This window comes from Desulfopila sp. IMCC35008 (assembly GCF_010646885.2).
GTDB lineage: Bacteria > Desulfobacterota > Desulfobulbia > Desulfobulbales > Desulfocapsaceae > Desulfopila.
In genome coordinates, this window is sequence record NZ_CP050700.1 from 3844342 (window position 1) to 3859613 (window position 15272).

Consider the following 15272-nt stretch of genomic DNA (forward strand, 5'->3'; position numbering starts at 1 on the left):
AACGCATTTAAACAACATAGACAATCAGCGGCCCAAGAAATGTCAACAGGACATTGGAAACCGCATAACTCACCGTATACCCCAACACCGGGGTGCTGCTTCCGGCAACATCGATTACGCCATTAAGGGCGGGGGTACTGGTCAAGTTACCGGTCACCGCACCGCATAAAATGACCGGGTTCATCTTTAAAACAAAACGACCATACAAGACCATTCCAAAACATGGGACAAGTGCGGTGCATATGCCAAGCAGGGGCAGCATCAGCCCATATTGCTGTATCTGGGCAAGAGCCTGCGGACCAGTGCCGAGACCAACCGAGACAATAAAAATCGCCAGGCCGAAATCCCTGAGATACTGGGCAGTGGGGGACGGGAGGTTACCGAAGGTGTGATGTTTTGCCCGCAACCAGCCAAAAAAAAGGCCGGAAAGCAAGCAGCCGCCTCCTGTTCCCAGTGAGATCGGTACACCGGCTACATTGACACTAATCATACCCATCACGATACCGACAAGCAGACCAATACCCAGATAGACATAATCCACGGCCTTGGAGGGTATGAGGGAGTAGCCGATTTCTTCTGCCGCACGATCGACATCTTTTGCAGAGCCAATCAACCTCACCACATCACCGGCGTGGACTTCGGTCTGAGGATACATTTGGATCTCCTGGTCCAGACGCGTCAGACGGGTGGCGTATACTCCGAAACGGTGTTTGAAATCCAGCATTTTCCCTGCCTCAGCCACAGTTTTGCCCCGCAGATCTTTCCGGGTAACAACAACATCGCGTTCTTCATTGACAAAACTCATCATTTCAAGCTCGTCTGACTCCTGGCCGAGAAAAGCACCGGCAGAAAGTACCTTGTCGAGCATACCCTGCAGTGCAACCCGAAACCCCACCTGCAACCCCAGAGATGGGCTGATATCCAGGCTTTTCTCCTGACTAGCGACCCGGTTGATTCGTACTTCAAAGCGCTTTTCAATTTCGGCAACAGTCAAAGCCGCTGCCTCTACAGCAGTAATTTTGTAAACCCGGGATCTAAGGATTTCATATGGTGCAAATTGACCGGGTTGCAGTTTAGTACTGGTATCAACACCCAAGGTTGCCTCTAGTCCTTTTGCCTCTTCTTTCAAGTTGACCTTCAAAAGCCGTGGCGCAATCCAGCTTGCAAAAAAGATTACGGCAGACATACCGAACAGATACGACAGGGCATAGGTGACTCCGATATTTGCCACCAGAGTTTGTACATGCTCCGGGTCAAGTCCCATGCGATGCAGAGCTTCACTGGCAGTACCGATACAGGCTGACTCCGTCAGGGCACCGGCCAGTAATCCTGCGGCGGTGCCCTTGTCGAGATCCAGGAATTTTGCAATACCCACTATGAAAGAAAAGATCAGGATGGCCGAAAAAACGGCCAGGTGCAGTTGGCTCAACATCTTGCGGTTCAAGCTGGCGACGAACTGCGGTCCGGAAACATAGCCTGTCGCGTAGATGAACAGTGCAAACATCATGGACTTGACCACAGGATCGACGGGAACACCAACCTGACCGATCAAGACGCCTGCAAAGAGACAGCCGGACATGCCACCGAGTTGAAAGTTTCCGAATTTAATCTTACCTATCAAGAAGCCGATTGCCAGAGCAAGAAAGAGCGCGGCCATGGGCGCGGTGCTGAAAAAATTATGCAGGAGTTCCATTGTAATTTTCCATAAAATCTAAAACACGATAGTCAACTCTTTCCTTTTGCGTTTTTTAACAGGTGTTAGGAGCCTGTTAAAATACAACATCGCTTACCAGCGCAATGGTTGTGTTAGTTCTCTGAGAACCATGCCTGGCTCAAATAAAAACGAACCGGATGAAATCTCAATGAGAACAGCCTGACTGTTTACCCATGAAAGCAAAAGCACTAACGATATATACCCGATCCCAAGACTCAAGTTAGTTATCTGGGGAAAAGGCGAACGTATCAAAGAAATCAGGGGACCAATGTACATAGCCAGGAACCATGCGATACCGCCTGCTATCAAAACTGACTTCTGCAGAATCAAGGTCTGTTCCGGGTGGCCTGGAAGGTTGGCGGCCACGTTTCGTATCGATCCTCCTAATGGGGCAAAAAAACCGGCAATTGTGTACGCAAGAGCGAGATACATGAGAAGGTCACCAGCGATCAGCGTCCACTGAGTGCATGTCCCGACCTCATCAAATTCAGAGCTCATAATAAATGCAATTATGGCGATAAGCGACAGGGCCAGGGCCATGTATAATTCGACCCCTGCTGTAAGATGCAGTGGGTGTTCTATCCCAGGGATGTTGACTCCACCCGTAATTCTGGGCAATTGAGCGATCTGAAAGGATACAATGGCAATATTAAAACCGATCACGGTCAACCGCGCCCGCATGAGATTAACAGCTATCCGTATCGGTTTGTTGTTACCAGACATTCTATCTCCCCGGATGTATCTCTTTATACAATCATGTATTCAATGTTGGCCTGCGGTGGCAGAGCTATCGACCGACCACCTCAAGCAAGTGCACCAACCCGATCGGCAGATTTGTCGATCGGGTTGGGAACGTCCAGAGTTCAAACTCGATCAGCCCTCTTTTCCCGATGTTCTGTTCATCAGGCAAAAACCATGGCTAGATACCCGAGAATCAGTACCAGCGCTGACGTCAGGGCATACGGTACAGGGTAGGCCACCGCCGAAATAGCGCTCTGGCTGACATCCTGAACCCCGTTCAAAGTCGGCGTGCTATTACGCGCTCCGGCGCAGGCACCTGCCAGGATGACCGGGTTCATCTTGCGGATGTAGAGACCGTAGAGCCAGCCTAATAATGGCGGCACCAGTGCAGCGAGCAGGCCGAGTACGGCGAGCCAGATCACCACGGTCCCCTGGAACGAGGTCATGATTTTCGGCCCAACACCGGCAGCCAGAACAGCAACAAACATGCTCAGACCGATGTCATTTAGGAAGGCGCGGGCGCCCTCGCTGGTCGGTCCGCCAAAGTCCGGGTTGCGCGTGCGCAACCACGACACAAGGATCCCCATCAGCATACAGCCGGCAGAGGTACCGAGCGCAAACGGGATGCCGCTGATCGTCAGGCTGGCATGTCCGATGATAAATCCAACCAGCAGCGCCACCGCCATAAAGGCTACCTCGGTATAGGCGCTTTCTATGATCGGCACGCTCTTGAGCGCTTTGGCTGCCTGGTTCACGCACCAGGCAGGTCCTGCCAACCGCAGCACGTCACCCTTCTCCACCACAGTCTTGGGTAGATGGGGAATCGCCACACCGGCACGGAACATCGATTTGAGATAGACGCCGAAACCGATCTCGCTGCCTAACTCTTCAAGCGTCTTGCCGGCGTACTCGGACTTGCCCAAGTGGATGTCGGCAACCTCGATGTCAACTTTCCGCGCCCGAGGCTCGTCGACTTCTATGCCGACAACTTCGGTGCCCTTGCTGATCAGGTCACCGTAGCGACCTGCAACACCGATCACATCACCCATCTGCAGAGTCGGGTTGTCCTTGGCCTCAATGACATCGTCGCCTCTTACAACCATGAGCACTGCCGCATGCGGGTACTTCTTGAAAAGATCCTGGGGCGACAGCCCAACCAGCTCCTGGTGTTCGACCTTGTAGGAGCGGATCTGCTCACCGGTAAAACCCAGAATTGACGCTCCGGCTGTGCCGGGAAGGGCGCCACCATCCTCTCCGCCTTCGAAAGAGGCCTCGGCCTCTTTGGCAGATTTCACAGGGTCATAGCCAAACATCGAGGGCAGGTATTTGACAAACAGGATGGTGAACAGCGACGACAGCACGTAGCTGATAGCGTAGCCTGCGGCCATGTTGGCCATGACGCTATCCGCAGTCATGCCATCAGGCAACTTGAATGCCCCGCTGCTGACCGCTGAACCAGCGACCCCCATCACCGCAGTAACCGTGTAGCTTCCTGAGATAATTCCCGCCCCGTAACCCGGTGGCAGGCCAACTAACTTAGCACCGAAATAACCAATCGCGACAAGCGAGACGCAGGTAATCACGCCGATAATGACGAAATCCAATCCTCCCCGGGCCAGTCCTGAGAAGAACTGCGGGCCAACCCGCATGCCGAGGGCGTACATGAACATCATCAGGAAGATGTCTTCCACCAGCCCAGGGATCGTATAGGTGATACCAAACACAGCGCTGGATGTCAGGGCGATGCCGATACCCACCACCAGTGTCCCTGCCGTCGTTCCGAGGGAGAGCCCTTTGACCGTGACACGGCCGAGTGGATAACCAACGGCCAGGGCCAAAAACAGATAGGCAAACGGATTTTTGGCCAGATAGTTGAGAAGAAACCCTATCGGTCCATATGAGGGCTGTGCTGCGCTATCGGCAGCCCAGGCACTGCCGGCCAAGAGCAATGCCATCATGCCCAACATCGTGATAATGCCAGGAAATCGCCATGACCACCCCGCAGTGAAAAGCGCCCTGCAGTGATGACGACCATTTGTATTATTCATAACTCGTTACTCCATAATTGCTGGAATGAGAGCACTGCGGTTCAACATCAGAAACCGCAGTGCTGTGTCTTGGAAATTCTCAATCGCGATATCAGGAATGTTTAAAACTGCCGGAGTCCTCCTCGTTGCCTTTGTTGACAACCGGGTTACGCTCGTAATAATCAATGCAGCGTTTCAGGTCCTCTATCAACAGGTCTGCCAGGTCGCGGCTGAAGCCGTGGCGGACCAGGATGCGCATGATCACCAGGTCTTCTCTTTTAGGTGGCATGCTGTAGGCAGCTATCTGCCAGCCGCGGGCGCGAATCCGGTCAGAGAGGTCGAAAAGATTGAAGCCCGGATCAATGCCTTCTTTCAGGGACCAGCTCATGGCAGGAATACCTCCCCGTCCGTCGTAAATAATCGAAAAAAGTCCAAGTTTTTCTATTTCATCGGCCAGATAATGGGCAGTGTCATAACAGGCCTGATGGATCCTTCGGTATCCTTCGATTCCCAGTCTCAGGAAGTTGTAGTACTGGGCAATGATCTGACCGCCCGGGCGTGAGAAATTGAGGGCAAAGGTGGGCATGTTGCCACCAAGATAATTGACCCAGAAGACGAGGTCATCGGGCAGGTCCTCTTTATCTCTCCAGACTACCCAGCCCACCCCAAGCGGGGCCAAGCCGAATTTATGGCCGGAGGTATTGACCGACTTGACCCGTGGCAGACGAAAATCCCATTCCAGCTCAGGCTCGACAAAGGGTGCGAGGAGGCCCCCGCTGGCCCCGTCGACATGAATGGGAATATCGAGACCGGTATCTTTCTGGAGCTGGTCAAGAGCATCGTTGACCGCCTTGACCGGTTCATACTGGCAGGTGAAGGTGATGCCCAGAGTGGGTACCACCCCGATGGTGTTCTCGTCGCAACGCTTGATCACTTCTTCAGGCGTCATCGTAAACCGGTCGCCTTCCAGGGGGATTTCCCGAAGCTCCACATCCCAATACCTGGCAAACTTGTGCCAGCAGATCTGCACCGGACCGCAGATCATATTGGGCTTGTCGGTCGGTTTACCGGCGGCCTTCATCTTTTGGCGCCAGCGCCATTTCATGGCCATACCGCCCAGCATGGCTGCTTCGCTGGAACCGGTGGTTGAGCAGCCCATGGTGTTGGCTGCATCGGGTGAGTTCCACAGGTCCGCCAGCATATGGACGCACCGGGCCTCGATTTCAGCCGTCTGCGGATATTCGTCCTTGTCGATCATGTTCTTGTCGACACATTCATCCATCAGCTTGTGAATCTCAGGATCAACCCAGGTCTGGCAGAAGGTGGCGAGATTCTGCCTGGAATTGCCGTCCAGCATCAACTCATCATGCACTACCTGGTAGGCATGTTCTGCAGCATGTTGCTCTTTCGGAAATTTGTATTTCGGCATGACCTGGCCCAGATCGGAAGAGGCATACACATCATCCAACAATTCGTCTCGCACATCGTCTTTTTGATGAAGCGGCATAGTTTTACTCCTTTTTTAATGTTTTTTTCAGGAAGTGAAGCCATCAAGTTGTTAGCATTCGTGCTATCTTATTCTCTTAAAACCCACTTCCTATATTGTGTCCTTTCGAAAAGACACTGCCCTCTGCGCTAACCAGAAGTTTTGTCTTACTCCATAATATTGATAGGAGATGATATTGATGATGATCGGTTTCAAGTTTAAAGTGACAGATACCGCATGAACCTTATTCCTTAAAACTGCCAGTTAATAATTTGGCAGGGAGAACAAGTGCATAGCCATTAAAAATATCAAGACAGGTCTCATGATGTCTTCTCCTTGTTTTCCTCTCAGGGGATACACTTTGAAATGACATTCGTTTTAAGACTTTCGTATGAGATTAGGCTGTTTGGTGAAATCTCACAATTGGACCTTAGGCCAACATGAACAGGTAGTATTTTTTCAAACATGTTCCTGTTTATTCGGTATTATCGTCATGATTCAACAGTTATCAGGATAACTTTCGTGTTAGTAAGCAGTAGATGTAGATATTTGTCTTATATGTTTGTAAATGCCAAATATTCTAGCGAAAAGAGGTTAGGGAGAATGTAAGTATTTTCAAGACCTATTTTCTTGCTCTTTTAGCCTTGAATCTAAATAAACTCCTGCAGTAAAATCTTCAAAAGGATCTCTTCCAACCTGCTCTTGCAACAGGATTAACCCGTTACATTCACTCGTGAGATTTTCTGAAGTAGTGTTCTGTGAACAACTCGATCGAACTTTTTGAGAATAATTTAGTCTTGAGAACGATAGACCAATGATGAGAGCAAGATTGACAATCGTTCTACATTACTTCAAGTACACTTTTGAACATCAACGATGACAATCGTTCTCTTAGGCTTGATTAAAAGTTAATAATATCAAAACGATATCGTCATAAAGTGCCCTGAACACAAGTTTCCTATTCATCCATCGATTATGACCAGATGGCGAAAAGAATTTCGGAAGCGGAGCCTAGGATTTGTTGAAACAGAACACTGAGGCCGGTGAAAAATGAAAGGCAATTTAAGCGACCCAACTCAAGCTAATAAATGATGATACGATCATCCAAGTAAAAAGTAGCGATTTCCCAAATATAAATGCACTATTGTAAGATCGTTGCTCTCTCCCCTTTCAGACATCATTCAATTGGAGATTTACTTTTTGCTTGTACGTGCGTCCTGACGTGCAGATATAGCCTCGAGAAGAGCTGATTCGGCCTCTACAGCGTAACACAATGCCAATGTAATACAAGCATCCGCATACTCTTCCGCTCGAACCGCACGTTTTTCGAGTTTCTTCTGATCATGCCTCGCTTTCCACTCGGCCACCGTCTCGACGGTTTCTTCCTTTTTGGCCTCTATGAGTTTTTCGGCTCTTGCCATTGCATCTTCGGTTTTTTGTTTTTTTCCTTTAAGAGCGGCTTTGGCATTTTTCAGCTGTACCATCACACTCGCCTCAAGATCATTCTGAAACGAATGAAGGTGATTCTTCGTTGCTGTCAACGTACTGATACTATCATTCAGCGCCGCATGTAATTTGCGGGTGACCTTGTCATTCATGATATCCATAAAGCCTCTCCTTGTTACAATAACTGATAAAAATAGATCAATCCGAAGCTCAAACGCATACTCCTGGTACGTCTAGCCGCGAAAAACCTACAGGAAACCTTTCACTTCATAAAGCATATTAAATTCTCCAAATAGATCTATTAGACCTTGGGTCATTGGACCTTAGTCCTATACCAAAAAATGTCAGCAAGAAGGCTCCTCAGCCACGAAGACCGGATTAACTGTCCGCTCTGGAGTTTTGCAGCCTGACGAGATTAGATTTCGGTAGGTGGGGGAAACCCCAAAGTTCGATCGATCCGGAAAGCAAAGAGAGGTTTACTGTGAAGAGGCCTGTTTATCCAAATGTTTATTATGGCTGGTCCATCGGCTCGATATCAACCTGCTCGTCCAAGCGGACCGGTTCTGCAACTGAGCAGACCCTGGTTTCTGCATACCCGGTCTCGGTGGACTTTAACAGTTTTTTCACTTGTAACCAGCTCCATAGGCGATCTGTTTGTTGAGCATGCGGTAATGACCCAACGCATAACTTTTTTTTCCCGTGGAGTGAGGGCATCAATGAGAGCGCGGATCTTCTGTGTTTCAGAAACGTTGCGCATCATAGCAAGATCTATTGGATCATGGAGATCATCAGGTTCGAAAGGCTTGGGAAGAAAATCAACCGCCTCGTGTTTCATTGCTTCGAGACTTATCGGGATATTCCATGGCCGGTCATGAAAACAATCGGGTATCTGTAACCTTTCCCTGCCATGGCTTTTGGGGAGCTGGAAGCCTTTTATGTCAGGCAGCCGCACGTCCAGCAACAGGCAGCTCGGATACTCGACTTCGGCCAACTCGAGGAAATCAAAAGCTGGCTCCATTGCAACCGGTCTAGCAGTCAAAGATCTGAACCAATCGTTCCATACTTGACCTGAACGAATCGTTGTCCTCGAAGATATAAACTGTTCCCTCAGACGGTTTCATAATCATGATCACCAGTTATTTTTTAAGGTAAAGGAAAAGGTCGCCCCCGAGTCACGGTTATGCTCCCCCCAGATCTTGCCACCGTGTTCCTCGATAATTGACTTGCAAAGGCGCAGGCCGATTCCAATGCCTTCGCTTTTCGTGGTATAAAGCGGTTCGAAAATGTGGTCTATGTAGCCCTGTTCAATTCCCGGGCCGGTATCACTTATGCTGACCTTGATGAAGTCTTCGGACCGTGAAGTTCTAAAAGTCAGGTTTTTTTGAGGACTGTTAATCATGGCATCCATAGCATTGATAATCAAATTCATCAACACTTGCTGCAGTCGGAGCTTATCTCCTTTCACAGGGGCCAAAGCCTGATCTTTCTCAAGGACAATGGAAATATGGTTTAAACTGAAGGTGTTCTGGTATATGCCAATAACTTCATCGAGCAACTGATTGATATCCAGAGAGCTATAGACCACATCCCCTCTTTTCATGACACCACGTATATTGCGGATAATCTGGCCGGCACGTTGGGCATCGTCAGCGATATCGGTCAGTATTTCCTCGAAATCGCCGTTTCCCCCACCGGAGCGTGAATACAGCGTTTTGGCAACGTTGGCATTATTAACAATTGCTCCCAGAGGCTGATTGAGCTCGTGGGCAAAAGATGCGGCGAGTTCATTCATGGTCATCACCCTGTTGAGATGCGCCATCTCCAACCGTAGGTGCATTGTCTCAGATTGAGCCTGCCTGAGTTTTTCTTCACTGTCGCGATACGCCATCTCAATCGTTTTTAAGTCAGTGACATCCTGCAGAGTCCCCTCGATTTTGTAGGGGACACCATGATCATCCAATTCGAGTATCGCCATAACGTAAATATAGCGTATCGAACCATCGGGCCGTAGGATCCGATAACTGAATGAGGGAACCTTCTTGCCATCGATTAAATCGATAACAAATTGCTCTCGATTTTGCCGATCATCCGGATGCACCATATCCAGCGAAGAATCAAAGGATACGGGTGTCCCAACATCCATACCGTAGATCCGATACATCTCATCCGACCAGGTAAGCTGATTCGTTCCCAGGTCCAGAGACCAGGAGCCCAGATGCGCAATTTCCTGTGCTTTGGATAATCGTTCCTCGTTTCTCCTGAGGGCAGCATCTGTTTGTTTGCGTTCCGAGATGTCCCTGACAAAACCGTTGATATACTCTCTTCCATCGAATTCCAGAAAAATGGAGTTAATATCTACCGGAAATTCGGAACCATCCTTACGCCGATGAACGGATTCGCCTTTATAAACCTTTTCTTCCCTAAGGAACTTCAGCGTTTCCTGCCACAACTCCTTTGTCACATTGGGGTCAACCTGAAAGACAGTCATCTGAAGTAATTCATCTCTGCTGTATCCTAAACTCCGACAAGAGGCGTCGTTCACATACACTAAGTTCCCATCTGCCATTGCCCAAAATGCACAATCAGGAGAGGCGTCGATCGTTCTTTTTACAAGCTCCAACTGCCTCTCGGCCTTTTTGCGCTTACTAATATCCCTGACCAGACCGATCAGCCCCACCGGCTTGCCCTTTTTGCGGATTATTGTGACGTTAATCTCAGCAGGAAAGGTTTCGCCCTTTACATTTAGTAACTTCAATTCCGCAAGACATGATTCCTTATTCTCCAATATAGTGTTTTCAATCAGTTCACCAAATCTCTGGTATTCTTCAATGTTTGGGTACGCCCACTCTGTTGTTTTTCCAATGAAATCTTCCATATTGTACCCAAGAACACCGTAAGTGTCTTTTGCCCACTGCAAAGTTCGTTCAGGCAGTTTAGAACTAAAAATGGCGTCAGGGATGGAATTTGTCAAGTGCTCAAGAAAATCACGGTTTCTCTGCAATTCCCGCTCAACCTTTTTGCGATCGGAAATATCCACAGCGACACAAAGAACAGCAGGTTTATCATATCCAGGGTGCTGATAAGGCACCTTGGTTGTCTGAAACCATCCCAGGGTACCGTCCTTGCGCAGTATCCGTTCTTCAGGAATCAGAAGACCCTCTTGGCTCGCGATAACAGAGCGGTCAGTCAGGTTATATCGACGCACCTGTTCCTCTGTTGCACCATAGTCAAAATCGGTCTTGCCAAAGATTTGATCAGGATTATCAACTCCGAACACCTCTGCCACAGCCTTGTTGGCCAGCAGAAAACGGCCGTCTATATCTTTTGAGAAAATGTAGGCCGGCGTCGTGTCGAGGATGGTCCGCAGCTGTTTTATTCTCTGCTGCATTACCACTTCACTCTTCTTCAGCGCCTGCTCTGCATTCTTGTGCGCGGTGATATCGTGGGCAAAAATGACGATTTTGCCCTTTTCCCCGGCAGTTGTTTCGATGGGGTAGACGCGGGTGTCAAATACCTGACCCGTGGAAACATGGTCTTCATACTCAATAATTCTTCCTTCAGTAAGCGCTTGCCTTAAAATAATTCTCCTGTTCTCGGCTGTCTCAGGCGAGAATCGGTCAAATACACAGGTTCCAATCAGTTTTTCCCGTGTGTCACCCAGTAACTCAGCCATGGCAACGTTGAGGTCCAGAATTATGCCATTCTCATCGAGGAGATGGGTGATGTCGGTGGTGGAATTCAGCAGAACACGAGCCAGTTCTTCACTCTTCTCTAGTTCCTGTTCGGCAACCCTCGCTTCAGTGACATCCACCACCATGGCGACGATATCCATGTCGACCTTTTGTGCCGAAAAAAGCACATGGATTGCACGCCCGCTGGAAGTCACAGCGCTCGTCTGAAAATTGAGTACCTTGCCATCCTGCTGAATACAATCCAACATCCGTTCAAAGTCTTTCTGATCAACGAAATGACCGAGTGACTCATGGACGACCATCTGCTCCGGGGGGTGAAAATCAAACATCCGGGCCATGGCATCGTTGGCAAATAGCAGCAGACCTGTCGGCGTCATATTAAACACGCCGACAGGAGAGTTATCAATCAGAGCTCGATAATGGGCCTCTCGCCGGGCAAGTTCGGCCGTACGCTCAATTACCAGTTTTTCAAGATTTCGCTGCATGGTGTGCAGCTTAAGATGCGTTCGCATCCTCGCAAGGACTTCTTCCTCCTGAATGGGCTTTGATATGAAATCGACGCCTCCTGCTTTAAATCCCCTGACTTTGTCGCTGGTATCGTGCAATGCACTTATAAATATAATCGGAATATTGCGGGTCCGTTCTTCCTGCTTTAAACGCTCGCACACCTCAAAACCATTCATATCCGGCATTCTGATATCGAGCAATATCAGATCAGGAGGGTCTTCCAGAGCCGAATCGATGGCGAGTCTCGGACTATTCGCCGGACGCACATGGTACCCCTCCCTGGCAAGTATTTCGGACAGCAATTTCAGGTTGGCGACCTCATCATCGACGATAAGAATATCACCGCTCTCGATAGGTAAACTATGGTCTTTCAGCATGGTTAATTGCCTCTTCCAGCAGGTTATGCAACTCGGTCATTTGAAAATTATCAACAAGCTCTTTAAGATCTGCTGCTGTTATAGGGAACTTTTCTCCTATACGCGAAAGTATTCGAACGGCAGCCTCTCGGTCCAGTGACAGCGTCGCCTGTTCAAGTTCCTGCAGTAGTTCATCGGGGATATCCGCCACCATGGCTGTAAGTTCTGCTTGAGAGAGCTGGTCCGACCCAGGCATGCTTTCCTGCTCGTAGACATACTCAAGCTCAAGAAACCGGCCCATCACCTCAAAGATCTCATGTTCCATAAAGGGTTTGTAAACCACCTCGTCACAGCCTGCAGCGATTATATCTGGATGCTGCTCACGGAAAGCGCTGGCAGTGATGGCACTGATGGGAACCGTGCCCCCCCCCGGTAACTCCCGGATATGCCGAACCGCTTCATATCCGTCCATTTCCGGCATACGCATGTCCATCCAGATGAAGTCGGGTGACTCGTTTTCAAATACGGCCACCGCCTCCCTGCCATTTTCAGCTTCAACAACATGGAACCCGACAGCTTCCAGCAACGATTTCAACAACAGTAGATTTTCTCGGTTGTCATCTGCTATAAGTATCCGCTTTAGTTTCTGTTCAGGGGCCAGCCCGACCACCCTCGGTTTGTCGTCGTCGGAGGTTTTGCGATCTCCTGCCTCTGCCATTTCCGCCGGCAGCCTCACACGGAAAAGAGCTCCTTCCCCAAGCTCGCTTTCCATTTCAATGCTGCCGCCCATAAATTCGGCATACCGTTTACAGATGGACAAGCCAAGCCCTGTGCCTTTTCGTTCTGGAATATCCTGCTCCTGACTGAAAGGTTTGAAAATTTGAGAATGCTTTGCTGGATCAATCCCCGGGCCGGTGTCCTCGACCTCAATCACTATTCGACATTGGTTGGACGCTTCCGGTATCGGTTCGGTGAAACTCCGAACCGTCACGCCTCCCTCATCGGTGAACTTGACCGCGTTACCCAGCAGGTTGATAAGAATCTGACGCAGTTTCCCGACATCTGCTTTTAAATAACGACAGGAGATTAATTCGGTTTCTGTTTCCACAAAAATTCCCTTATCCATGGCCCCTGATTGGATTATCAAGCTGATTTCTTTTATCAGGGTGACGAGATCAAAGACGGACTCGTTCAGCTCGATTTTATCCGCTTCGATCTTGGACAGGTCGAGGATATCGTTGATCATGACTAACAGGTGCCGTCCACTGCGGTTGATAATGGAAAGTTTCTCTTTGACATCAGAATTGGCATGTTCCTGCCGGACCAGTGTCCCCGAAAACCCAAGAATCGCGTTCAGAGGCGTTCTCAGCTCGTGGGACATGTTGGCCAGGAACAGGCTTTTGGCCCGGTTGGCAGCTTCGGCTTGTTCCTTGGCTTCGGTCAGAGCTACCTCTGCCTCAAGCCTTCTATTAACCTGCTCCTTAAGTTTGCTATTCCAGTATATAATGATGGTGATGATCAGACCGAAGAAGAGGACCAGGATGAGAATAATACGAGAAAGTTTATGCCAGTCCATTTGTTTCTCAATCTGTACATTGAGCCAACTGCGCACTATGGCTTTTTTATCATTTTCAGGCATATCTTTTATATAGCGGTCCAGGATAGCAATGAGTTTTGAAAAATTCTTGTGTGCAGCAAAGGAGAGGTTAAAGCTGTAAGGGGTTGAAAGGTTATATTTAATATTATGAATGCCGTATCTTTTGATGGCGTAGCTAATGGATACATTGGTACCGAGAAAGGCATCTACTTCTTTTTCAGAGACAGCTTGCAAGGCGGATTTGATGTTTCCATAATAGCGCAATTGAATACTGGGATAGTCTCTTTGGAGCCATTTTCCTGTGATTTCATCTCGAACAATAGCCATGCGTTTGCCATTAAGCTCTTCGATGTCGTTTATCAACGGAAAGTTCTCCTCTGTGACAATTATCGTTTTTAGTTCCAAATATGGTCTTGTAAACACAAGGTTTTTCTTCAACTCTTCTGATTCGACGATAGCAGTGACCATGTCAATCTTTCCTTCTTTTACCAATTCCAGAGTTTCTGACCATCCAGCTGTACGTTGTGGGCGAATGTCTACTCTAAGATCTTTGTTGATACGCTCTATGAAGTCGGATGACATGCCACGTAAAATACCATTTTCATCATAAAATTCGACAGGATGCCGGTCTGGATTGGAACCAATGGAAATTATACCCTGCTGCTTTAGCCACTCATTCTCTGTTGGGGTTAGTTCAAATTTTTGTTGTCTAGAGTCTGCTGGACGAGAGGGCAACCATTTATCCATAATTGCCACTTTTTCCTCTTCGCTGATATTGGATAGGGCCTTGTCAATAATGGAAGCTAACTCGGGAGAATCCTTGCGTACACCAAAGGCAATTCCTTTTCCTGGTTCTTGCTCATAGTAAATGGAGTTTAGTTTTAAGTTATAATAGCCACGCTTTGATATCAGTTCCAAAGCCACTCCCACTACTGCCAAAGTAGCATCAGACTTGCCCGAACTTACTTCCATAAAAGCGGTATCGTCATCATCGACATAACTAATTTTTGCCGATGGGTAATTTTTCAGTATATCAGGTCCATGCCAGTACCCTTTAACCGCTGAAACAGTCTTTCCCGAAAGGTCAGTTCGCTCCTTAATGCGCGAATCGTTCTTACGGGTAATAATATAGAGAGGAAGTTTCATGTAGATGCGAGGGAAGATAAACCATTCTGTACGTTCATCTTTATTCGACATTGATGCAACAACATCGATTTTTCCTTTTTTGCCAGCTTCATATATGAGATCCCAATCTTTCTCGTGGTACACTTTCACCTTGAATCCTGCTTTCTGTGCAACAAGTTTAAAATAATCAACAGAAATACCGGCCGGTTTGCCATTAGCATCATAAAAACTATATGGAGCCCAATCTCTATAATGTCCTACAACGATTTCAGGATGTTTAGACAACCATCGCATCTCACTTTCAGTCAATTCGATAGATGGCTCATTCACTTCTATTTCTTGAGCCATCAACTTTTCACAGAAGAGAGTTGATAAGAATATGAAAACCAAAAGGCTGATTAAGTTTTTCATCGTTTTGATCCAGTTAAATAGTCAATTCAAACAAATTTAGCTTTAATTCAGTAAATGCCCAACCTAGAGCTACCATCTTCAACGGAAAGGTGCCCGAAGGAGATATTGTCTGCCACAGAGCAACCAATGCTGCATGCATTGAAAAAACAGAAGCGTCAGGGTGAGGAGGG

8 protein-coding genes are annotated in these 15272 nt (G+C 48.3%); all 8 read right to left on the reverse strand.

Going from position 1 to position 15272, the window contains the following annotated elements:
- Positions 1–7 precede the first annotated feature (7 nt).
- A complete protein-coding gene (aspT, locus tag GA520_RS16850; RefSeq protein WP_163338484.1) occupies positions 8–1693 on the reverse strand; it encodes an aspartate-alanine antiporter in 1686 nt (561 codons plus the stop codon).
- Between the two features lie 93 nt (positions 1694–1786).
- Positions 1787–2437 carry a hypothetical protein gene (locus tag GA520_RS16855; protein ID WP_163338483.1) on the reverse strand — a complete coding sequence of 217 codons (651 nt, stop codon included), beginning with the start codon at positions 2435–2437 and terminating at the stop codon, positions 1787–1789.
- Positions 2438–2616: 179 nt separating this feature from the next.
- Entirely contained in the window at positions 2617–4344 is a 1728-nt protein-coding gene (locus GA520_RS16860) for an aspartate:alanine exchanger family transporter (RefSeq protein WP_370362802.1), read from the reverse strand.
- Between the two features lie 250 nt (positions 4345–4594).
- Positions 4595–5989, reverse strand: a complete 1395-nt coding sequence (locus GA520_RS16865) for a glutamate decarboxylase (RefSeq protein ID WP_163338482.1) — start codon at positions 5987–5989, stop codon at positions 4595–4597.
- Positions 5990–7161: 1172 nt separating this feature from the next.
- Positions 7162–7575 carry a hypothetical protein gene (locus GA520_RS16870; protein ID WP_163338481.1) on the reverse strand — a complete coding sequence of 138 codons (414 nt, stop codon included), beginning with the start codon at positions 7573–7575 and terminating at the stop codon, positions 7162–7164.
- A 374-nt stretch (positions 7576–7949) separates the two neighbouring features.
- Complete coding sequence (locus GA520_RS16875) at positions 7950–8453, reverse strand: response regulator transcription factor (protein ID WP_163338480.1); 504 nt, start codon at positions 8451–8453, stop codon at positions 7950–7952.
- 90 nt (positions 8454–8543) lie between these two features.
- A complete protein-coding gene (locus GA520_RS16880; RefSeq protein WP_163338479.1) occupies positions 8544–11990 on the reverse strand; it encodes a PAS domain S-box protein in 3447 nt (1148 codons plus the stop codon).
- A complete protein-coding gene (locus tag GA520_RS16885) occupies positions 11974–15039 on the reverse strand; it encodes a transporter substrate-binding domain-containing protein (protein ID WP_163338478.1) in 3066 nt (1021 codons plus the stop codon). The genes GA520_RS16880 and GA520_RS16885 overlap by 17 nt, the downstream gene beginning before the upstream one ends.
- Positions 15040–15272: the final 233 nt, after the last annotated feature.